General features: G+C 50.3%; 19 protein-coding genes. 16 read left to right on the top strand and 3 right to left on the bottom strand.

Features of this window, described 5'->3' with window-relative positions; translation table 11 throughout:
- The first annotated feature begins 98 nt into the window (after window positions 1-98).
- The 6 genes from DHf2319_RS08285 (at window position 99) to DHf2319_RS08260 (ending at window position 6,779) form a co-directional block, all read left to right on the top strand.
- Window positions 99-1,685 (top strand): ABC transporter substrate-binding protein, encoded by a 1,587-nt coding sequence (locus tag DHf2319_RS08285; RefSeq protein ID WP_243477752.1) that lies wholly within the window; start codon window positions 99-101, stop codon window positions 1,683-1,685.
- A gap of 124 nt (window positions 1,686-1,809) precedes the next feature.
- Entirely contained in the window at window positions 1,810-2,787 is a 978-nt protein-coding gene (locus DHf2319_RS08280; protein WP_243477751.1) for an ABC transporter permease, read from the top strand.
- A gap of 10 nt (window positions 2,788-2,797) precedes the next feature.
- Window positions 2,798-3,727 carry an ABC transporter permease gene (locus DHf2319_RS08275; RefSeq protein ID WP_243477750.1) on the top strand — a complete coding sequence of 310 codons (930 nt, stop codon included), beginning with the start codon at window positions 2,798-2,800 and terminating at the stop codon, window positions 3,725-3,727.
- 2 nt (window positions 3,728-3,729) lie between these two features.
- A complete protein-coding gene (locus DHf2319_RS08270; protein ID WP_243477749.1) occupies window positions 3,730-4,737 on the top strand; it encodes an ABC transporter ATP-binding protein in 1,008 nt (335 codons plus the stop codon).
- The gene (locus DHf2319_RS08265; protein ID WP_243477748.1) at window positions 4,734-5,741 is read left to right on the top strand and encodes an ABC transporter ATP-binding protein; all 1,008 of its coding nucleotides are present in this window, start codon (window positions 4,734-4,736) and stop codon (window positions 5,739-5,741) included. Before DHf2319_RS08270 ends, DHf2319_RS08265 begins: the two co-directional genes overlap by 4 nt.
- Window positions 5,742-5,795: 54 nt before the next feature.
- On the top strand, window positions 5,796-6,779 hold the full coding sequence (locus tag DHf2319_RS08260) for a M14 family metallopeptidase (protein ID WP_243477747.1): 984 nt from the start codon (window positions 5,796-5,798) through the stop codon (window positions 6,777-6,779).
- Window positions 6,780-6,905: 126 nt separating this feature from the next.
- On the opposite strand, the gene DHf2319_RS08255 is transcribed toward DHf2319_RS08260, so the two are convergent.
- Window positions 6,906-7,604 (bottom strand): GntR family transcriptional regulator, encoded by a 699-nt coding sequence (locus DHf2319_RS08255; protein ID WP_243477746.1) that lies wholly within the window; start codon window positions 7,602-7,604, stop codon window positions 6,906-6,908.
- Between the two features lie 202 nt (window positions 7,605-7,806).
- Between DHf2319_RS08255 and DHf2319_RS08250 the strand changes: the two genes are divergently transcribed.
- The 9 genes from DHf2319_RS08250 to DHf2319_RS08210 all read left to right on the top strand — a co-directional run bounded on the left by DHf2319_RS08250 (window position 7,807) and on the right by DHf2319_RS08210 (window position 17,999).
- Window positions 7,807-8,976 (top strand): CaiB/BaiF CoA transferase family protein, encoded by a 1,170-nt coding sequence (locus tag DHf2319_RS08250; RefSeq protein ID WP_243477745.1) that lies wholly within the window; start codon window positions 7,807-7,809, stop codon window positions 8,974-8,976.
- Between the two features lie 2 nt (window positions 8,977-8,978).
- Entirely contained in the window at window positions 8,979-9,779 is an 801-nt protein-coding gene (locus DHf2319_RS08245) for an enoyl-CoA hydratase/isomerase family protein (RefSeq protein WP_243477744.1), read from the top strand.
- Between the two features lie 34 nt (window positions 9,780-9,813).
- Entirely contained in the window at window positions 9,814-10,758 is a 945-nt protein-coding gene (locus DHf2319_RS08240; protein WP_243477743.1) for a hydroxymethylglutaryl-CoA lyase, read from the top strand.
- 45 nt (window positions 10,759-10,803) lie between these two features.
- Window positions 10,804-11,985: an acyl-CoA dehydrogenase family protein gene (locus tag DHf2319_RS08235; protein ID WP_243477742.1), complete on the top strand. Its 1,182-nt coding sequence runs from the start codon at window positions 10,804-10,806 to the stop codon at window positions 11,983-11,985.
- A gap of 25 nt (window positions 11,986-12,010) precedes the next feature.
- Window positions 12,011-13,381, top strand: coding sequence for an MmgE/PrpD family protein (locus DHf2319_RS08230; protein WP_243477741.1), 1,371 nt, complete (start codon window positions 12,011-12,013; stop codon window positions 13,379-13,381).
- 163 nt (window positions 13,382-13,544) lie between these two features.
- Window positions 13,545-14,570, top strand: coding sequence for a TRAP transporter substrate-binding protein DctP (gene dctP / locus DHf2319_RS08225; RefSeq protein ID WP_243477740.1), 1,026 nt, complete (start codon window positions 13,545-13,547; stop codon window positions 14,568-14,570).
- 9 nt (window positions 14,571-14,579) lie between these two features.
- A complete protein-coding gene (locus DHf2319_RS08220) occupies window positions 14,580-15,155 on the top strand; it encodes a TRAP transporter small permease (RefSeq protein ID WP_243477739.1) in 576 nt (191 codons plus the stop codon).
- 10 nt (window positions 15,156-15,165) lie between these two features.
- Entirely contained in the window at window positions 15,166-16,434 is a 1,269-nt protein-coding gene (locus DHf2319_RS08215) for a TRAP transporter large permease (protein WP_243477738.1), read from the top strand.
- Window positions 16,401-17,999, top strand: coding sequence for a class I adenylate-forming enzyme family protein (locus DHf2319_RS08210; RefSeq protein WP_256462154.1), 1,599 nt, complete (start codon window positions 16,401-16,403; stop codon window positions 17,997-17,999). Before DHf2319_RS08215 ends, DHf2319_RS08210 begins: the two co-directional genes overlap by 34 nt.
- A 28-nt stretch (window positions 18,000-18,027) precedes the next feature.
- Here DHf2319_RS08210 and DHf2319_RS08205 read toward each other — a convergent pair whose 3' ends face one another.
- Both DHf2319_RS08205 and DHf2319_RS08200 read right to left on the bottom strand, forming a co-directional pair.
- Window positions 18,028-19,197 carry an iron-containing alcohol dehydrogenase gene (locus DHf2319_RS08205; protein WP_243477737.1) on the bottom strand — a complete coding sequence of 390 codons (1,170 nt, stop codon included), beginning with the start codon at window positions 19,195-19,197 and terminating at the stop codon, window positions 18,028-18,030.
- A gap of 58 nt (window positions 19,198-19,255) precedes the next feature.
- A complete protein-coding gene (locus DHf2319_RS08200) occupies window positions 19,256-19,648 on the bottom strand; it encodes a carboxymuconolactone decarboxylase family protein (protein ID WP_243477736.1) in 393 nt (130 codons plus the stop codon).
- Between the two features lie 125 nt (window positions 19,649-19,773).
- Here DHf2319_RS08200 and DHf2319_RS08195 point away from each other — a divergent pair, with 125 nt between their 5' ends.
- Window positions 19,774-20,952 carry a CaiB/BaiF CoA transferase family protein gene (locus DHf2319_RS08195; protein WP_243477735.1) on the top strand — a complete coding sequence of 393 codons (1,179 nt, stop codon included), beginning with the start codon at window positions 19,774-19,776 and terminating at the stop codon, window positions 20,950-20,952.
- Window positions 20,953-21,119 lie beyond the last annotated feature (167 nt).

Here is a 21,119-nt window from a genome sequence, read left to right as displayed (position 1 = left end):
CAAAGCAGGTTTTGGTTCGTCAGACTTTTTTTAAATCCATGATCCACACGGCGAATCACAAACCCGACTTTATAGTTATCGAACGGAGAATTTCAACTATGTCAACGCCTCTGCGTAGTGTTTTGTCGGCTTCGGTCATCTCTGCCATGTTGCTCGGAGCAACAGTGGCTAGTGCTGAGTCTTTGACCATTGGTATTTCGTCTGAACCGAGCTCAATTGATCCGCACTATCACAACCTAGGTCCAAATAACTCGTTAGTTCGTCAAGTTTATGAGCCGCTAGTGAGTCAAGGCCCAAGCCAGGAATTGCGTCCAGGTCTTGCTGCGAGTTGGAAGCCGGTGGATGACACGACTTGGGAGTTCAAACTGCGCGAGGGGGCAAAGTTTGCCAATGGTGACACTGTCACTGTGGATGATGTCATCGCAACGATGAATCGCGTGCCCAATGTACCCAGGTCACCTGCGAGCTTTACGCAGTTCATCAATGGCATGACCTTTGAAAAGGTCGATGACAAAACGCTAAGGGTCAAAACAAAAACACCAGCGCCGCTTGTGCCTACGATGTTATCTGTTGTGGCAGTTGTCGCTAAAGAATGCGCTGAAAACATGTCAACTGAAGATTTCAACGCTGGCAAGTGCCTAGGTGGTAGTGGCCCCTACCAGTTCAAAGAGTTCAAGCCAGGTGACCGTACTGTCATGACGTTGAATCCAAATTACGACGGTCCAAAGCCCAAGTGGGACGAAGTGACCTTCCGTTATTTGACATCCGGCCCGACACGGGTGGCTGCATTGCTGTCTGGCGATGTGGATGTGATTGACAATGTTCCACCGACCGACATTGCCAAATTGAAGGCGGATTCCAAGATCAATGTAAGCGACACGCTTTCGAACCGTGTCATCTATTTGCACATGGATCAATTCCGGGAAAACAGCCCATTTATTACAGCCAAGGACGGGTCGCCCATCAAAAATCCTTTGATGGATCCTCGCGTGCGCCAAGCATTGTCTATGGCGATTAATCGACAGGCCATCGTCGACCGGATTATGGATGGTGCGGCTGAACCCGCCGAGCAGATGCTAGCAAAAAATTTCTTCGGTACTTCACAAAAGCTGCAGCCGACTAAATATGACCTTGAGGGTGCGAAAGCTTTGCTAGCACAAGCTGGCTACCCAGACGGCTTTAAGATGAAGATGCATGGTCCAGCGGGTCGTTACACCAATGACACCCAGATTCTGGAGGCGATCGCTCAGATGTTCACGCGTCTGGGGTTAGTCGTTGAAATCGAAACCATGCCGCCGAGCAACTTCTTTTCTCGTGCATCTACCGGTGCAAATGGTCAGCCTGAGTTCTCGATGATTTTGGCGGGTTGGGGCTCAGGTACTGGCGAAACATCGAGCTCGCTGCGCTCCTTGTTGGCAACCTTTGATAAATCGAAGGGTTTTGGAGCTGCCAATCGTGGTCGGCACTCTAACCCGGAGCTTGATGCCAAGATCGTTCAGGCATTAGCCACAGTAGATGATAAGAAGCGTGCGCAAATTCTGGCTGAAGCTTCTGAAATCGCCTTCAATAACGTCGGTATCATTCCAATTCATTTCCAGCGCAACGTGTGGGCATCGGAGGGTGACATCACAGTGGAAGCTCGCGCAGATGAGTACACCTTGCCATCTGGGATCAATAAGAAATAATCATGTCCAGAGCGTCGATGCCAACGGCTTGGCATCGACGTAACTCCTGCTGATTACTGTCACCTATTAAAAAATAACAGGCAATTTGCGCCCGGAGCGCACATCATAGGGCGCCATCGTCTAAATGTTGTCATTCTTGATTCGTCGATTTGCACAGGCTTTCCTGGTAATTGCCGTGATGGTCGTGTTGGTTTTTTTCGGAGTGAATGTTGTAGGTGATCCGATTTGGATGCTTATTTCACCCGAGATGGATCAACAGGCTATTGATCAAACGGCGGCAGCGCTTGGCTTGGATAAGCCAATTGGTGAGCAGTTTATTTTTTTCCTGCAAGGCTTGTTTGAAGGCAATCTGGGGCGGTCATTTGTTCATGGTGATCCAGCCATTGAGTTGATCTTGAGCCGGATGGGCGCAACGATGGAGCTAGCAATTGTTGCGCTGATGATGGCTATCGTCATTGGGTTACCGCTCGGGATGTATGCTGGTTTGTATCCCGAAAGGCGCAGCTCACGGTTCATCATGTCTGGCTCAATCCTTGGGTTCTCTTTGCCCACATTTTGGGTTGGGCTGATGCTTATTATGTTGTTTTCAGTCATGCTTGGGTGGCTTCCTGCATCAGGGCGAGGACCAACAACGACCATTTTTGGAATCACAACAAGCCTGACTTCATGGCAGGGTTGGCAGCACATTTTCTTGCCAGCTTTGAACTTGGCTCTCTTAAAAATTAGCTTGATGATCCGACTGGCACGTGCTGGCACGCGTGAGGCCATGCTGATGGATTATGTGAAATTCGCCCGGGCAAAAGGTTTATCGGATTCACGCATCATCGGTTTGCACGTTCTCAAAAATATTTTGATTCCAATTGTGACGGTGCTTGGCTTGGAGTTTGGTTCTCTGGTTGCCTTCTCGGTGGTGACGGAGACCATTTTTTCGTGGCCTGGCATGGGCAAATTGCTACTGGAAGCCATACAAAGACTGGATCGCCCTGTGATCGTGGCTTATGTGATGGTGGTGGTAGTTTTGTTTGTAGTCATCAATTTGATTGTTGATGTGTTGTACTCAGTGCTTGACCCCCGAGTACGACTGACGGATGCTAAGGGCTGAGGAAAAGCGTATGAGTCAGATAAACACATCAGTTCAGTCTTCGCCTGTGGAAGGGACAGTCGTGCAGCAAGAAGGTCCATGGCGTCGTTTTATTCGCTCGTTCTTCGAGGATAAAACTGCTACGTTTGGCTTGGCGCTCTTGTTGCTCATTGTGGTGACTGCGATACTGGCTCCCTGGATCACGCCGCAAAATCCTTACGATCTTGCCAGTGTAGATCTGCTCGATTCGCGTATCGAACCTGGCGGTCAGACCATGGCGGGATTTACGGCATGGCTCGGGACTGATGGGGTTGGGCGCGATCTGTATTCCGCCATTTTGTATGGGTTGCGTATTTCCCTTGCGGTCGGCGTTGTGTCTGGTCTTATGGCGGCTGTGTTTGGAATGTGTGTGGGCTTAGTTGCCGCATATGCAGGTGGCAAGATTGATGCCGTGATCATGCGTATCGTGGACCTACAGCTTTCGTTGCCGACAATTTTGGTTGCTCTGATTTTGGTTGCTGCTTTGGGTAAAGGCGTTGATAAGATCATCTTCGCCTTGGTAGTGGTTCAGTGGGCGTACTATGCACGTACCGTGCGTGGAACTGCTCTGGTTGAGCGCAACAAGGAGTACGTCGAAGCAGCCAAATCTCTGGGTTTGTCACGTGTTCGTGTGGTGTTCCGACATATCCTTCCCAACTGCCTGGCACCGGTCATCGTTGTTTTAACTGTGCAGACGGCACATGCTATTTCTTTGGAAGCCACGCTCTCATTTTTGGGTGTTGGGCTGCCTCAGACTGAGCCCTCGTTAGGCGTGCTCATCGCAAACGGATTTCAATACCTGCTAAGTGGGCGCTACTGGATCAGTGTCTTGCCCGGTTTGGCCTTGCTACTGACAATTGTGTCCATCAATCTGGTCGGGGATCGTGTTCGAGATGTTCTGAACCCGAGGTTGGAGAAGTAGGCATGGATACAGTACTTGAAATCGACAACCTGGCAACTCATTTTTTTACCAGAGCAGGCGTGGTGAAGGCCGTCGATGGTGTTTCTTTGTCTTTGGGTCGTGGCGAAGTGTTGGGGTTGGTCGGTGAATCTGGCTCTGGCAAGTCAGTCACTGGGTACTCGATCATGGGGTTGGTGGATCCACCCGGACGGGTGGTGTCTGGCTCAATCAAACTTGAGGGGCGAGAGCTAGTAGGTCTTGATGACAATGAACTTCGTTCGATTCGCGGAAAAAAAATAGCGATGATTTTCCAGGATCCGATGATGACATTGAATCCGGTTCTGAGAATTGACACGCAAATGACTGAAGCCATTTTGGCGCACGAGAAGATCTCAAAAAAAGCGGCGCTGGATCGGGCTAGGCAAGCATTGGAAAAGGTTGGTATCCCGGCCGCAGCGGAGCGATTGAAGGCATATCCTCATCAATTTTCCGGTGGTATGCGCCAGCGTGTAGCTATCGCAACAGCATTGTTGAATCACCCGGCAGTCATTATTGCGGATGAACCGACCACAGCATTGGATGTGACTATTCAAAGTCAGATTCTGGCAGAGATTCAACAACTATGCTCGGAAACGGGTACGTCGCTGATTTGGATTACGCATGATTTGACAGTGGTGGCAGGTTTGGCTAATCGTGTTGCAGTGATGTATGCCGGTCGTGTTGTAGAAAGCGGTTTGGTTGATGCTGTATTAGATGACCCAATTCATCCATATACCCGTGGTTTACTAGGTTCATTGCCTTCGGCCGCCATCGCTGGTCAGCCCCTTGATCAAATTCCGGGTTCTACCCCGTCGCTTGGCCGTCTGCCACCTGGCTGTGCGTTCTCGCCGCGATGCCGTGATGCGACCGAGATCTGTCGGCAGGACGCACCGTCTAATCAGTTGTTTGATGGTGACCGGCAGGCGCGTTGCTTTCATCCAGTTTCCAGTGTCGCTCCCATTAAAATTGCACCTGCAGACGAACTGACATGAACGAAACCCCCATTATCGAAATGAAGTCAGTATCGATGCGGTTTACCAAGCCAGTCGATGCTGCTGGCAAGATAGCCAACTTACTCGGCGCCAAGAATAAGCCCGAAGTCGTGCATGCAGTTAACGACGTCAGCTTGGGCATCAAGCAAGGCGAGGTGGTGGGCCTGGTTGGTGAGTCCGGTTGTGGGAAATCAACGTTAGGCAGAATGGTGGCGGGCATTTATGAGCCAACGCAAGGGCAGATCCTGTATCAGGGCATGGACTTGCAAGGATTGTCTCGTACGCAGCGTATGGGCGCCAATTTGGATATCCAGATGATTTTTCAGGATCCGATGGCCTCGTTGAATCCGCGCATGCGAGTCAGGGAAATCGTGGGTGAGGCTCCTTTATTTCATCAGATAACGTCAAAGGCCTTGCTTGACGATTATGTGGCCACTATTTTGCAGCGTGTGGGCCTCGATCCAGTGTTCATGAGGAGATATCCACATCAATTTTCTGGTGGCCAACGCGCGCGAATTGGTATCGCTCGGGCCTTAGCCGTTAATCCAAAGTTTTTGGTCTGTGATGAAAGTGTTGCGGCGCTTGATGTTTCTATACAAGCACAAGTATTGAATCTGTTCATGCAGTTGCGTCAAGAACTGAATTTGACCTATCTTTTTATTAGCCATGATCTCGGGGTTGTGAAATATCTCTCAGATCGCGTTGTGATCATGTACCTCGGTCGGGTTGTTGAGTCAGCGCCAGCAGCCAAGATCTTTGCCGGACCGAATCACCCGTATTCGCAGGCGTTGCTCGAGAATGTGCCAACTTTGGCACACCGGCACAAGCGGTTTTCCAGTATCAAGGGTGAGATCCCTTCGCCTTTGAATCCCCCTAGCGGCTGTCATTTCCACCCTCGATGTCCGAAGGTGGGGCCTCGGTGCAAGTCGGAAGTGCCTGTCTTGCGCGAGCTAGAGGCAGGGCATTACAGTGCTTGTCATTTAAACGATGGTGGAACAGGCTAGAGCCGATGGTAGGAATTCGTTTATCACCTTTCTTTAATGTTTCGGATGACCCACATGAACCAAGTAACCCCTATTAATACCAATCCTGTTGACATCCAAGCCCCGGATATTACGCGGTGGCAAGCAGGTAATACTGGTGTGGACTTTGTATGGCAGTTCGATAGCGGCAAGCCGGGCCCTAATGTGATGGTTCAGTCGCTCACGCATGGCAATGAGATTTGCGGCGCAATCGTGATGGAGTGGTTTTTGTCGCAGGGATTCAAGCCGCAAAAGGGCGTTCTGACGATGACTTTTGGCAACCTTGCAGCATTTGCGCGCTGGGACCCAGCCAATCCAGGCATCAGCAGATACACGGACGAGGACTTTAATCGTGTTTGGTCAGATGAGTATCTGAAAAGCAATAAAAACTCTGCTGAACTTGAGCGGGCCCGCTTATTGTTGCCATTCGTTGATTCGGCTGATTATCTGCTTGATATTCACTCGATGCACGAACCATGTGCGCCACTGATGGTGTGTGGTGTAACAGGAGAGGGTGCTGACAAAGCTGTTGAACTCTCCAAGCGGCTTGGCATTCCGGAATGTCTTATGTACGACACTGGACACCCATCAGGTAAGCGAATGATTGAACGCCCGCACTTTGCCGATCCTAACAATCCCAAAACAGCCATTCTGATTGAATGTGGGCAACATTGGGAGAAGTCTTCTGTTGACGTGGCACGCCAGACCATGTTGCGTTTCTTAATTGATCGAGAAGTCATTTCGCATGAAGCGGTTGCGAGTCATTTGAACGCAAGCTTGCAAGCCAAATCGCATAAGGTCGTGAAGGTGACTGAGGCAGTGGTTGCTAAATCGTCAGAGTTCAGTTTTGTGCAGCCTTTCAAAGGATTGGAAGTAATCCCCAAGAAGGGTGATCCAATTGCTAAAAATGGCGACGAAACCGTGGTTGCGCCCTATGACAATACGGTACTGGTAATGCCCTCCGTATCAAAGCAATGGAAAATTGGCACTACGATGGTTCGTCTAGGTCAGCTGATGTAAGCCATGTCCCTGTCTCGAAATTAGGTGAACCACGCATACTATTGATACATACGGGGATTGGATTAACAGTCAGCTGATTTGAGTAAAAGGCTGGTCTGCGCACTCGTGTGGCAGCCAGCCTTTTGCCTAAAGCACGGTTTCTCCAGTTTCACTCCACCGAGTGATGAGCTCAAAGCGCTGGGCGACATAAAAATTTTGCGATGCACTCATCACTCGCCCATTTTTGTCTTCGTAGATACGAGTCATTTTTAGTGTTGGATCGTTGCTGGTGAGTCCGAGCGCTTGTGCGGCTTTACGCGGCATTTTCATGGCTTCAATTCTTTGGACCACGGAGTGCACTGGATCGTCAAATAGACGCCTGTGCAACTCAAGAATGCTCGGATGCCGGCCATGTAGGTGCTTGGCAATGTCTTCAAACTCAGGTCGCAGGTATACCTCAGTGTAGGAAATAGGCTCTGGCTCATTTAGCACCTTGCGAAAGGTTTTGAGCATGACCCATTTAGAACTGGGTTCGCAACCCAGGGTCTGCGCTAATTCATCGCTTGCATCAATAGTCATCTGACCGAACACCTCAAGCTGAGTGCTCATGGTGTAGTCCATCAGTTCTTTCATTGAGCCCAATGCCGCAACGTAAGACTTATCAGTTGGGTGGGTTGCGGTCACGATGGTGCCCGTACTGCGCCTTCGGCTAATCAGTCCAGTTTCTGACAGCCGCCGTGTGGCTTCACGCACGGTATGTCGACTCACCTGGTAAGTCGACGCAATTTGTTCTTCAGTAGGGAACTGTCCGCCAACTGGATACTTGCCTGTTTGGATGTCTTTCAACAGGCAGTCGTGTAGCCAAAGATAACGTGGGCTGCTCGGTCCTGGTTGTTTTTTGGTTGGTCGGGAAGCTGAATTGACTGGCATCGATGTTGTCGCTACAGGTAATGGTTTTCACCGATAAAAATTAATAAAAAACCACTTGGCAAAGCTTGCTTTGTCCGTACAATGTTCGCATAAGCGTAAAGTCAAGCAACCAAACAATATGACTGAATTTGCCAAAGATACAACGGATCGCCACTTAGCAGTAGCCCCGTTTGCAAATCTTACTGTTGTTGAAATCAGCAACAGCGTAGCAGCGCCGTTTGCCGGACAAATTTTTAGTGAACTCGGTGCCCGTCTCATTAAGGTTGAGAAGCCGGCCGGAGATGATGCTCGTGGTTGGGGGCCGCCGTTCTGGGAGGGTGCTTCGGCCTACTTTCAGGCGCTTAATCGCAACAAACTATCTGTGGTTTGTGATTTACGGCAGCCTCAGGAAGTGGCTGCTTTGGTTGAATTTATCGTTGAGCATGCCGACATTGTCATTCAGAATTTGAGGCCTGGACAGGTCGAAAAGCTGGGTATTGATGGGGCAACGTTGCTTCAGAAAAAGCCTGCCCTGATTTATTGCAACCTCGGTGCGTTCGGGCGCGTAGGTCCATTGAAAGAGAAGCCTGGCTACGATCCACTCATGCAGGCTTTCGGTGGAATTATGAGTACCACCGGTGAGCCAGGAAGGCCGGCAGTACGCGTGGGTGCTTCTTTGGTGGATATGGGCACTGGCATGTGGGCTGTCATCGGCGCCTTGGCGGCTGTGCTCGAACGTGTTCAAACCGGCCGAGGCCGAGTGGTGGACGTATCGCTTTTTGAGACAGCGAGTTGCTGGGTTTCCCTGCTGGCTTCTCAATATTTGGCTAGTGGTGAACTGGCGCAGCGTCAAGGATCAGGCGCATCGGGTATCGTGCCCTATAAAGGTTACAAGACGCTTGATGGCGAGTTGGTGATCGCGGCCGGCAGTGACAAGCTTTTTAGAGCATTGGCGAGTGTGCTTGGGCATGAGCGATGGGCTGAGGATCCGAGATTCATCGACAACCCTAACCGGGTTAAGAATCAGGTCGAGCTCTATGCATTGATCGACCCGCTAATTGCGCAACAGTCGACCGAGCATTGGGAGCAGCTTTTGGACGCTGCAGGTATCCCATGCGCACCAGTGAATAATTTGGCTCAGATGTTGGATCACCCTCAAACCCAGGCCTTGGGTTTGGTACAGGATGTGCCAGGAACGCAAATGAAGTTTCTTGGACTGCCGATCAGTTTTGACGGTCAACGTCCTGCGCCTTACGCCGCTCCTCCAAAACTTGGCGAGCACAACCATCTACTGCAGGGGAACCTTTGAGCATGTTGGCGCTACCTTCGTACGAAACAATTGCAACTGAATTGCTGGGTGACCACATTTTGCAGGTCACTCTAAACAGGCCGCAGGTCGGTAATGCCATTAATACGCAGACCGGACATGATCTGCTTGATTTATGGAATCGACTGACAGCTGATCCTGATGATGTCCGATGCGTCGTCCTCACCGGCGCTGGTGATCGAATCTTTTGTGCTGGTGGTGATTTAAAAGAGCGCAACGGCATGACAAAGCGTCAATGGACGCTGCAGCACGAGCTTTTCGAACGCATGTATTGGACACTGGTTGATTTGCCGCTGCCGATCATTGCTGCGGTTAACGGGCATGCATATGCTGGCGGCTTGGAGCTGGCTTTGTCTTGCGACTTTATTTATGCCAGCGAAAATGCGAGGTTCGCTTTAACCGAAGTGACGCTGGGCATTATGCCAGGTGCTGGTGGTACGCAAAATTTACCCCGCGCCATCGGCGAGCGGCGAGCTAAAGAAATCATCATGACTGGTCGGCCATTTCAGTCGCAGCAAGCTTTTGAATGGGGCCTGGTAAACGCAGTTTTTGAGCATGACCAAGTGCTTGCCAAAGCGCTAGAGACAGCCAAGGTAATTGCCTCAAATGCGCCATTGTCAGTGCGACAAGTTAAAAAGTCGATCCGTTACGGCGGGCAAATGGAACTACGCACGGCATTGCGATTCGAGGTTGAGGCTTATAACCATTTGATTGATACCGAAGACAGGATGGAAGGCGTTCTAGCCTTCAATGAGAAACGAGCACCAAAATTTCAGGGTAAGTAAGGCACTTCAGGCGTGCCAACAGGCGGGGGAAAAAATGACGGAAAAAGTCATCGTTAGAGAAGTAGGGTTAAGAGATGGATTGCAAATTCATCCTACGTTTATGCCGACAGATAGCAAGCTGAGATGGATTGCTGCCGAGGCTGCTGCTGGCGTACCAGAGATTGAAGTGACATCTTATGTGCCACCCAAACTTATTCCGCAGTTTGCGGATGCGGCTGAAGTGACTGCTGGCGCCTTGGATGTGCCCAACCTAATGGTGTCAGCGCTCATACCCAACATGAAAGGCGCGCAACGCGGTCTCGAATTGGGTGTCAAGAAGCTGAATTTTGTGATGTCAGTCAGTCGAACACATAATTTGAAGAACGTGCGCCGTGAGCGAGAAGAGTCGATTGCTGACTTTGAACAAATCGTTCGCTTAATTCGAGAACAACCCAAGAATAGTCAGCCTATTATCACCGGTGGCTTGTCAACCGCCCTGGGCTGCTCCTATGAAGGCAAGATCAACGTGGCTGACGTTGTTCATTGCGCCCAAGCGCTCGTTAAGGCTGGTGCAGATGAACTCGTGGTAGCAGATACCGTTGGCTATGCAGATCCAAAGCAGGTTCGGGAAGTCTTTCAAGCTGTGCTTTCCGCGGTTGGTTCGGTGCCGGTAGCGGCACACTTTCACGATACGCGGGGCACGGGATTGGCTAATGTGAGTGCTGCCCTTGATTGTGGGATACGAGCCTTTGATGCGTCACTTGCTGGTCTGGGAGGTTGTCCATTTGCGCCCGGTGCGACTGGCAACATCGTCATGGAAGACCTCTGTTTCATGCTCGATTCGATGGGTTTTGACACAGGTGTCGATTTGCAGAAATTAGTTCAAGTGCGACAAATCATCGAGCAGACGTTACCGGATATTCCCATGCAGGGTGCACTGGCCAAAGCTGGGCTTCCCAAGAATTATGTTTCTGTCGGTCAAGCCCAATTCGCTGCCTAGCGATGCTTGATGATTGATCCTACTAAAAAAGTGCAGGGGACAAGCATGCAGGACATTAATGACCTCGTTGTCAGTTGCGGCGAGGATTATTCGGAAATCCGTGAGAGCGTCAGAAGGGTGTGTGAGGACTTTCCTGGAAGCTATTGGCGTGAACTCGAAGAAAGAGAGGGATATCCCAGCGAGTTCGTCCAGGCCTTAACTGACGCTGGATTCTTGGGTGCACTGATTCCAGAGGAGTATGGTGGCAGTGGGATGCCGTTGCGTGCAGCCATGGTGATCCTCGAGGAAATACACGCCAGTGGCTGCAGCGCTGGCGCCTGTCACGCACAGATGTACACCATGGGTACGGTTCTGCGCCACGGAAGCGAGGAACAAAAAAAACAATACTTGCCCGACATTGCAGCGGGTCGACTACGGTTGCAAGCGTTTGGCGTGACGGAGCCGACATCTGGTACGGACACAACGAAACTGAAAACCCGTGCTGTTCGGGATGGTGACGAGTATGTCATTAACGGTCAAAAGGTGTGGACCTCCAGAGCCCTGTATTCCGATTTGATGTTGTTGTTGGCCCGAACAACTCCACTGGAGGAAGTCAACAAGAAAAGTGAGGGGCTGTCAGTATTTCTGATTGATATCCGGGAAGCGCGAAATAAAGGACTCGATATCCGCCCTCTTAAAGCAATGGTCAATCACAACACCACAGAAGTGTTTTTTGACAATTTGCGTATTCCCTTTAGTAGCCTGATAGGGCAGGAAGGCAAGGGCTTTCGCTACATTCTGGATGGCATGAATGCCGAGCGTATCCTAGTCTCAGCCGAAGCGATTGGTGATGCTCGCTGGTTTACCAAGAAATCAGTTGATTACGTCAATGAGCGTCGAGTCTTTGATCGCCCGATTGGGCAAAACCAAGCTGTTCAGTTTCCTGTTGCTCGTGCTTACGCTGAGACCCAAGCAGCCGATATGGTATTGCGCCGGGCGGCTGCCAAATTCGATGCTGGTTTGCCATGCGGCGATGATGCCAACATGGGTAAGTTGCTGGCTTCCGAAGCGTGTTGGCACGCTGCAGAGGCTTGTTTACAGAACCATGGCGGATTCGGCTATGCCCGTGAATATGACGTCGAACGCAAGTGGCGCGAAACCCGTCTGTTTCAAATTGCACCGATATCAACCAATTTGGTTCTGTCATACATAGGCGAACATATTTTAGGTATGCCACGATCGTTTTAGCGATCACGTCATAAGGAGTGGCTAAATGAGTACCTTGACCGAGTCGATTGCGCAATTTGTGGCTCGACCGGACTTTGCAGAAAATACGGGCAAGGTTCGCGAAGTTGCAAAAACTGGTTTTATTGATACTGTCGGAACGATGATGGCCGGCTCAAGCGAGCCGGTTGTGAAGGTTTTGTTGGAGCATTATGCGCACGCGGTTAGCGGTGATCTTGCGCCAATACCCTTCGCCCGACTAGAAAAGTCAGCTGCTCAGGCTGCGTGCATTAATGGCGCAGCAGCGCATGCGCTTGATTATGATGATGTTGCCCTATCGGGTCATCCAAGTACTGTACTTGTGCCGGCCATATTGGCCCAGGGACACGTTCTTGACGTATCGGGACAAGATGCGCTAGACGCTTATGCGGTTGGTTATGAGGTTTGGGCTGAGCTGATTGGTCGCGAGCCGGGTAAATATCACCTGAAAGGATGGCATCCTACCGGTGTAATGGGAACAGTTGCGTGTGCCGCTGCGTTGGCATACTTGTATCGCCTAGATTCATCGTTAAGCGCTCGGGCCATGGCCATTGCGGCCAGTATGGCATCTGGGTTGGTCGCTAATTTTGGAACAATGACCAAGCCGTTTCATGCTGGTAGGGCGGCTTCAAATGCCATCGAAGCGATTCAGTTAGCCAAGCTGGGAATGACGGCAACGGACGATGTGTTTGAGCATCATGCCGGTTTTTTGCGGGCACTCTCCATAGCAGGTGATGTTGATACCACGAGTGCTGTCGAGCAACTTGGTCGAGTACCGCGTATTTTGGAATACGGGTTATCAATCAAGCGCTATCCGGTCTGCTATTCCTGCCATCGTGCAATTGATGGCACTCTGATGTTGGCAAGTGAGCATGATTTGAACCCCAATGAAATTTCAGATATTACGGTCACCATGGGGCCTGCCCAGGCATCCATGTTGCGTAATCACCAACCCCAAACTGCACTTGAGGCGAAGTTCAGTATTGAGTTTGCTGTTGCTAGTGCTCTTGTTGACCGGGAGGTCGGTTTGCGCCAGTTAACTGACGAGTTTGTTCTGCAAGATTGTGTTCAGGACCAGTTTCAAAAGGTGCATACAGTCATCAATCACGAGCCCTGTCCGCTAGAGCCCGCATTCGCGCTAAATGATCGTGTCCAGATTAGGTTGAATTCTGGCCAAGTCATCGATAGCGGTGACATCAGATTTCCCTTGGGCAATGCTTTAAACCCTATGACATCGCAAGCACTTAGAGCCAAGTTCGTCGATTGCGTTGAGACGGGTGTGCGGTCCGGCGCCAAGTTGGAGTTGAGCGCCGATGAGCTATACGGCCGACTGCAGCACTTAGAAGCGATGCCATCAGTCAGAGGTTTATTTGCTAATTGACTAGTTTGTAATAACGAGGATGAATCTCGTTTTATCGGGGTTTTCCCAAATTTCTACAGGAGGAACGCAATACTTTCTTTACAGACACTTAGCCATTCGTTAGAGTCGGATGGCTGTGTTTTTTTGATCTTCAGTTAGGCACTAAAACTAAGGAGACACCAGAATGAAGTTACACAAAAAATTATTAGCATCCGCTATCACCGCTATGGCAGCTGTCATGATGGTGGGGCCAGCATCTGCTGCTGAAAAGATGCGTATCGCGCTCGACACCAACCCAACTCATGTTCGCAACCTCGGCGTTGAGTTGTTCATCGAAGAGCTCAAAAAGCGCACGGGCAATCACTTCGACATTGAACTGTATCCAAGCGGTCAGCTCTTCCGTGATCGTGATATTCCCCGTGCATTACGCCAGAATTCCGTGGAAATGGGGGTTCCCGGCACATGGCAGCTCGATGCCTCCGAGCCCAACGCTGCGCTCTTGAGTTTGCCAATGTTTTACGGTGTAGAGCCGAGCAAGGTCATTGGATTAATGGACGGCGATCTTGGACAATTTCTGAACAAGAAGTTTGAAGAACGTCTGCGCGTCAAAATTCCTGGCCCTTGGATGTTGCTTGGTATGCAGAACACCTTCGGCGTGAGTCAGCCTATCGATTACCAAACATACAAAGGTAAGAAGATTCGCTATCCTGGCGGGACGGGTAACGCCGCTCGAGTCAATAAGCTCGGTGGTGTTGGTATCTTGGTTCCCTGGCCAGACGTTCCACTCGCTATGAGCCAGGGCGTGATGGACGGGTTGCTAACTACTTATGAAAGCTCACGCTCGTCCAAGCTGATGGACTCGGGTATGAAGTTCGGCTTTGAAGACAACAACCAGTTGAACCAGTATGTTCCGATGATCCGTCAGAATTTCTGGGACGCTCAACCGGCAAATATTCAAAAGGCCATTTTGGAAGCTTGGGATGTTGCTGTTAAGTGGCAGCGCGACAAGGCCCTAGGTGCCCAAGAGGAGGCCAAAAAAGAGCTAATCGCCAACGGCCTACAAGTGATTGTGCCCACGACGGCCCAAATCGATGCTGCACGTGCAGAGCTCATGACGATTCAGGATGGGCTAATCAAAGATATGAAAATTGATCCTGACGTTGCTCAGCAAGCCTACAACAACCTGAAAGCTTCTGGCGTGAAGTTCTAAGGAAGCATCATGCAAATTGAGAACACGACCCAGTCGGAAGGGACAACGAGTAAAGTCTACGAGTCTTTGCGTCAAAAAGCAGAGGAAGATCTTCAGGCGGAAGCTCATGAGGTACCGCCCTCCAGCTTTCTGGAATCTACCGTTGTGGGAGGCCTTGCTTTTCTTGCTCTGTTTTTGTGCGCTTACAACGTAGTTGCTCGTCTCTTTGCGCCAGATTTCATCCTCGATTTCGTGGAAGAGTTTCAGGTGTACATGATGATCTGGGCCGTGTTTCTCTCATTAGGGACATTGACGTTAATGGATCGGCATGTGAAGTCGGACTTTTTCGTCAATATGTTCCCACCCAAATTAAAAACAGCCGTTGGCTGGTTCTCCGATATCCTCGGTGTTATTTTTTCAGTGGTCATTGTTTATTACGGTTTTGAAGTTGCATACCAGGCACATGAGTTCGGTGATGTGTCGACCACCATGTTCCGCACACCGCTGTGGATTTATTTCGCCGCACTGCCTGCAGGTGGCTTGGTCATGGGCATTGCGTACCTCGTTCGACTCTCACGCAAGCTAACTGCATTGAAGGAGGGTTGAAATGCTTGGGATGATTACACCTCTTTTTGTTTTGTTGCTGTTCCTCGGGATACCTATTTACTTGACAATGGGCATCTCGGCTGGAATTGTGTTTGCGGTCGATGGGTCGTTGACACCGCTGGCGCAAAAGATAATTGATGAATTGAATTCACCGACTTTGCTTGCGGTCCCGTACTTCGTGATTGCGGCTACATTCATGGAACGAGGCGGTGTTGCCAAGGCACTCATTGATGCTGTGACTGCGTGGCTCGGGCGACTGCATGGCGGATTAGGCTTGGTTTCCATCACAACCTGCGCCATTTTTGCGGCGATGTGTGGTTCATCTGTGGCTACTGCCATCGCAATGGGAACGATCTTGATACCGGCGATGCTACGCAACGGTTACAAGCCAAGTTTTGCAGGTGGTATCTTGGCCTCAGCTGGTACGCTTGGCATTCTGATCCCGCCGTCCCTGGCATTCGTTGTTTATGGCGTATTGGCAGATGCTTCCATTCCACGCTTGTTCCTTGGTGGTGTGGTGCCCGGCTTGCTGATTGCGTTCCTTATGGGTATTTACGTTTATCGGTTTAGCAAGAAGCATGGTTACGTTGAGCGCGAAGAGGTCACGATGGCGTTCAAAATCCAGAAAACTGTTGCAGCGCTGCCAGCCTTAGCCGTTCCTTTTATTGTGCTCGGTGGCTTATATGGTGGCTTTGTGACACTGACCGAAACAGCGGCCTTGTCTGCGGTCGTTGCCATGATCCTGGCACTGTTTGTCTACAAGGGAGTGGCAGTTCGAGATTTTTTCAAGATGATGACTTTCTCGGTTCGCAATGCTGCTGCGATCATGATCATCATTGCAATGGCGCTGGCTTTTGGGCACTTGATTGTTGAAACTGGCATTGCACAAAAGACACTTGATTTAATGGAGCGGTGGGACATCCAGGCCTGGCAATTCCTGTTGTTTGTCAACATCATCTTGATCTTCCTCGGTATGTTCCTCGAAGTCTTTTCGATTCTGCTCATCATGGTGCCGATTGTGTTGCCTTTGCTTGAGCCGCTCGGAATTGATCCGATTCATTTCGGGGTGATGTTGGTAATCAATATGGAATTGGCGTTGATGTCACCTCCGGTTGGTTTAAACCTGTTTGTGATCAGCAACATTTCTAAAATTCCACTTGCGCAAGTGCTGCGAGGAACATTGCCGTTCTTCGGTCTGATGGTGATCATGCTGCTAGTGGTTACCTATATTCCGATCATCTCATTGTGGCTACCCAATCTTTTGATGGGCCCGCAGTAAGCGGCATAACTTGGTCAGCTAGCCTTAAAAGCCTAGCTGACCAGTACGGCGATGCGGTGGCTGTGCTTGATGGTGTCGGGCATAAGCTAAGTTACTTATCGCTTCATTCTAGAGCACACTCTTTAGCCCGGTATTTGCTAGACCTACCGAGGTTGGAGCCAGGCGTTCCTCTGGGTATTTTGCTTCCGAATCAAGTTTGCGCTGTAGTTTGTTCGTATGGGGTGCGTGCTAGTGGCGTCGCTGAGGTTTTGATTAGCTACAAAAGTACAGATGAAGAGATTCAGTGGTGTATGAGTCTGTCTGGTGCGCGGTACATCATCACACTGCCTGAACGGGAAGAGCAAGTCCGAAGTCTTGGTTTTGAACCGATTTTAGTTAATGCGGAAGGGATGCTGCAGGGCAGTGCCCGGGATGATCTTGTTGGGTTCGGCATATTGCCCGCTATCGATGCCCATCTGAATGGCCGCATTTTGTTCACCTCGGGTACGACGGGCAAGCCCAAAGGAGTGGTCTACAGTCACGGCCGTCGATGGATAGCCGAGCAACTGCTCAAGGCTACCTTGCCTTTTAGACCGCAAGTAGACCAAAAAATCATATTGATGACTCCTTTTATCCATGGTTCGTCATTGTTGACTTTCGCATGGTGTGATTTTGGTGCCGAAGTTATTTTGTTAGATGGAGTGCAGCAAGAACAGTTGGAGCGTTATTTAGGCGATTCGAGTACTGTCGCTGTCTTTGCGCCACCAACTGTTCTGGCCAAATTGACCTCGTTATTTGAAGGCCGCACGTTCCCGAACATCAAGTGTGTGTTTACCGGCACACAGCCTTTGACATCGGCCATGTATCGTCGAGCCAAGGCCATGTTCGGGCCGGTGGTGCGTATCACCTACGGTAAATCCGAGTGTGTCAACCCCATCACGATTCTGAGTCCAGAACAAACAGAATCTCTGTTTAAGAGTACAGATGATGTATCTGGAGCGTGCGTGGGGTTTGCCGCACCGGGGGTTGAATTAAAGCTTGTTCCATCAGCTAGCGGTGTTGAAGACGCTGAGGCTACGGATGCTGAGGTTTGGCTCAGAGCGCCGCACATGTCTGTTGGTATGTTGACCAAAGACGGATTCACACCTCATGAACCTGATGGTTGGCATCAAACGGGTGATTTGGGGTATTTTGATGCTTGTGGTCGATTGGTTCTGACTGGACGCTTGGCCGATGTCATCAAGACCGGTGGTTACCGTGTTAATCCTGATGAGATTGAGGCATGCCTCTCGGTCCTGGGTGGGACGATACAAATATGCGTGACATCACTGCCATCAGACTACTGGGGTGAGATCATCGTGGCTGTGGCGTGCAACACCTTTGGAAATTGGGAGCAGCAAGCTCAAGCCTTGGTGGGCACACTGTCACGCCACAAGCGACCAAGAGTCTATGTGGAGCTCGACACGTTGCCGCGCAACCCTCAAGGTAAAGTCAGCCGCCGCTTGGTTCGTCAACAGCTGCTTGCACGTTACAAAGTGGTTGATGGGCCCTATCCTAAACTTGACCCCTTACCGACCAAGATCTGAAATAACAGATATTGCGAGCAATAACTGCCTAGAACGCAGCTTCGAATAGTTTTATGAAGTCTGCTTCGGTCGTTTGTCGGGGGTTCCATCGGTTGTATCCGGCTTGCGCGCAGTCAGCAGCCATTCCCGGAAAACTCTCACGGTCTGCACCAACCTCTCGTAGTGAGCCGGGGATATCGACATCCCGACAGAGCGTCGTTATCGCCTTCACCGCCAATTGAGCAGCCACATCATCGGTATCGTTTCTTGAAGCCACCTGCATAATACGTGCTACCTCTGCATATTTTTTTGTGGCAGCCGATTGATTGAATTGTGCAACAACCGGCAGGCAAAGCGCATTTGATAGACCGTGCGACAAGTGCAGTTTTGCGCCAATAAACCGGGCCATGCAGTGAACATTTCCAAGGCCAGTTTGTCCGAAAGCCATTCCTGTCAGTGCGGAGCCTACCAACATATTAAGGCCGGCCTGTCGATTTGATCGGTCTGCAACAAAGTCTCTAAGGTTGTGGCTAAGCAATGCCAGAGCCTGCATGTTCAGCGCATCAGTCATCAGGTTGGCTTGTTTGGATGTGTAGGATTCGAGAGCATGTACAAAGGCATCCATGCCAGCATGGGCAGCTACGTGCGCTGGCAATGTTGTGAGTGCCTCAGGGTCCAGAATGGCATGGCGTGCCGGATTCAGGCTAGCATGCCGAATAGACATTTTTCTATTTTGCTTGTCATCCGTAATCACACAAGAGCCAGAGACTTCGGAGCCGGTACCTGCTGTCGTTGGAACAGCAACCAGAGGTAGTGCTGGGATATTGAATTGCTCTATGCCTTCGTAGTCATGAATTTTCCCACCATTGGTTAAAAGAATGCCCACTGCTTTGGCCACATCGATGGTGCTGCCACCGCCAACTGCTAGTAGCACATGTGGTGAAAACGCCTGAGCTAAATGGTAGGCTGACTCAACTGTCGTTGCGCTCGGATCTGGTTCTATGCCGGTAAATGTCGAGGTTTTGATCGATGCTTTTTTAAGATCGTTCTCGACATTACGCATAAATGGTGCTGTTTTTAGCGCATCGTCAACAAATATAAAGACTCGGGTAGCGTGAAATTTTTCGAGGATATTGGTCAGGTTGCGAGCAGCGCCTGCGCCAATGTGTACGGTAGTCGGGCAAAAGAAGCTTGCAATCGTCAAATTGGTGGTTGTCATTTAGAGTCTTTAATACTGGTGCAAAATACGCGGTCTGGCGGCAATTGTTTTGTTCGGCTCACTTGGCTGATTGCTCGACCTCGGCAAAGAGCTGTTCTGCGGTTCGAAATGCATCGATGGCAGCGGGGGCGCCGCAGTAAACGGCGGTTTGTAAGAATATTTCGCGAATTTGATCTTTCGTTAGACCATTGTTCAGAGCGCCTTTAAGGTGCAACTTAAGTTCATGAGGCCGGTTCAGGGCGGTGAGCATCGCTAGATTGATCATGCTGCGTTCTTTGTGAGACAGCCCATCTCGGGTCCATACAGCCCCCCATGCATGTTCGACCAGAAAATCCTGCAGTGGGGCGTTGAATTCGTTGACGTTATTCATTGAGCGGGCTACATGTTCTTCACCCAATACTTTTTTGCGTGTTGCGAGTCCTGCTTCATAGGTTTTGCTGCGTTCAGGCATACGTTTCTCCTCCGTTTGGGTGTGCCTTTGCGCTAAGCTCATGCACAGAGCTCAAGCCCGATGAGGGCTGGCGCGGTTTTTCTATTTATGTTTTACACCATTGTATGACTGGCGGAGTAACTAACTTGTCTACCTTTAATGCGACGTTCTCAGGCCCTCTCGATGATGTTAGGGTTCTTGATCTGTCACGCTTGGTCGCTGGCAACATGCTCTCGGCGTATTTGGCAGATTTTGGTGCTGACGTCATCAAGATTGAGCGTCCTGACAAGGGGGATGATCTTCGGCATTGGCGTGAGAATGGCCATGACATTTATTGGAAGGTATATGGGCGAAATAAGCGGTCCGTCGTTCTTGATCTTAAGTCTGCTGAAGGACTTGCTGATTTCAAGACTCTGGTTGCAACTAGTCAGATACTGATTGAGAACTTTGTCCCAGGCGGTATAGAAAAAATGGGGGTGGGTCCAGACGTCTTGCACGATATCAATCCCGCACTAGTCATTGTTCGCGTCTCCGGCTGGGGACAGACTGGTTCATATAGAACCAAGCCTGGTTTTGGTACGTTGGTCGAGGCGATGTCAGGATTTGCGCATTTGAATGGTTTCCCTGACAAACCGCCTGCATTACCGCCGCTCGCGCTTGCTGACATGATTGCTGGGATTTACGGGGCCGCTGGCGTTCTGACTGCACTGCGCGTTGCGGAGCGAACGGGGCAAGGGCAGACAGTAGATTTGTCTTTGTTCGAGCCTATTTTTTCAATGATCGCCTCTGAGGCTGCTAAGTATCAGGCCACCGGCGAAGTATCTATGAGATCAGGTAACCAGTCATCACATACCGCTCCGCGCAATCTATATTTGTGCAGTGATGGCAAGTATGTGTCTATGTCTGGCTCGATGCAGTCAATGGCCATGCGTATTTTTGACACTATCAATCGTCAGGATCTAAAGACAGACCCGCGGTTTTCAGATAACGATGCGCGAGTAAAAAACCGCGAAGCACTCGATGAAATTATTGGTCATTTCATCGGCGAGCGTACTCAAGCAGAAAATCTTGAAATTTTTGAGGCAGCGGGTGTGACTGTGGGGCCAGTGTTCAGCGTTGCTGATCTAATAGACCACCCCTATGTCACTAGCCGCCAAGCAATAGTTGCGTTAGATGATCAAGAACTTGGGGCCCTGCCTATGCACAATATTATTCCCAGACTTGATAAGACGCCGGGAGGGTTCCGGCGTCCGGCTCCCAAGCTTGGTGAACACACAGATGAGATTTTGCGGGCGCTGCGAGAGGACAAACGGCAATCGGGCTAATCGCTTGGCGCGCGAGCGTATGCAAAAGATGATCCCAGCTCGATAAACTCAGGCCTTTTTCGGGGCAGGAAAACTCATGGTTTCACAAATATGTACGCAGCAGAGATCTTATTCGTAAAAATTGAAGCAAATGGGCTCATTTAAATCGGTTTTCGTAAGGGGGATTT

The organism is Orrella daihaiensis (assembly GCF_022811525.1).
In the GTDB taxonomy this organism is placed as follows: Bacteria; Pseudomonadota; Gammaproteobacteria; order Burkholderiales; family Burkholderiaceae_B; genus Algicoccus; species Algicoccus daihaiensis.
This window is presented reverse-complemented; position numbering and strand designations above follow the sequence as displayed.

Excerpts from the sequence above, each read along its gene's own strand:
- DHf2319_RS08220 (WP_243477739.1), top strand. The coding sequence starts at position 14,580 with ATGCAAATTGAGAACACGACCCAGTCGGAAGGGACAACGAGTAAAGTC.
- DHf2319_RS08200 (WP_243477736.1), bottom strand. The coding sequence starts at position 19,648 with ATGCCTGAACGCAGCAAAACCTATGAAGCAGGACTCGCAACACGCAAA.
- DHf2319_RS08260 (WP_243477747.1), top strand. The coding sequence starts at position 5,796 with ATGAACCAAGTAACCCCTATTAATACCAATCCTGTTGACATCCAAGCC.
- DHf2319_RS08280 (WP_243477751.1), top strand. The coding sequence starts at position 1,810 with ATGTTGTCATTCTTGATTCGTCGATTTGCACAGGCTTTCCTGGTAATT.
- DHf2319_RS08250 (WP_243477745.1), top strand. The coding sequence starts at position 7,807 with ATGACTGAATTTGCCAAAGATACAACGGATCGCCACTTAGCAGTAGCC.
- DHf2319_RS08235 (WP_243477742.1), top strand. The coding sequence starts at position 10,804 with ATGCAGGACATTAATGACCTCGTTGTCAGTTGCGGCGAGGATTATTCG.
- DHf2319_RS08265 (WP_243477748.1), top strand. The coding sequence starts at position 4,734 with ATGAACGAAACCCCCATTATCGAAATGAAGTCAGTATCGATGCGGTTT.
- DHf2319_RS08240 (WP_243477743.1), top strand. The coding sequence starts at position 9,814 with ATGACGGAAAAAGTCATCGTTAGAGAAGTAGGGTTAAGAGATGGATTG.
- DHf2319_RS08230 (WP_243477741.1), top strand. The coding sequence starts at position 12,011 with ATGAGTACCTTGACCGAGTCGATTGCGCAATTTGTGGCTCGACCGGAC.
- DHf2319_RS08245 (WP_243477744.1), top strand. The coding sequence starts at position 8,979 with ATGTTGGCGCTACCTTCGTACGAAACAATTGCAACTGAATTGCTGGGT.
- DHf2319_RS08270 (WP_243477749.1), top strand. The coding sequence starts at position 3,730 with ATGGATACAGTACTTGAAATCGACAACCTGGCAACTCATTTTTTTACC.
- DHf2319_RS08285 (WP_243477752.1), top strand. The coding sequence starts at position 99 with ATGTCAACGCCTCTGCGTAGTGTTTTGTCGGCTTCGGTCATCTCTGCC.
- dctP (WP_243477740.1), top strand. The coding sequence starts at position 13,545 with ATGAAGTTACACAAAAAATTATTAGCATCCGCTATCACCGCTATGGCA.
- DHf2319_RS08215 (WP_243477738.1), top strand. The coding sequence starts at position 15,166 with ATGATTACACCTCTTTTTGTTTTGTTGCTGTTCCTCGGGATACCTATT.
- DHf2319_RS08205 (WP_243477737.1), bottom strand. The coding sequence starts at position 19,197 with ATGACAACCACCAATTTGACGATTGCAAGCTTCTTTTGCCCGACTACC.
- DHf2319_RS08275 (WP_243477750.1), top strand. The coding sequence starts at position 2,798 with ATGAGTCAGATAAACACATCAGTTCAGTCTTCGCCTGTGGAAGGGACA.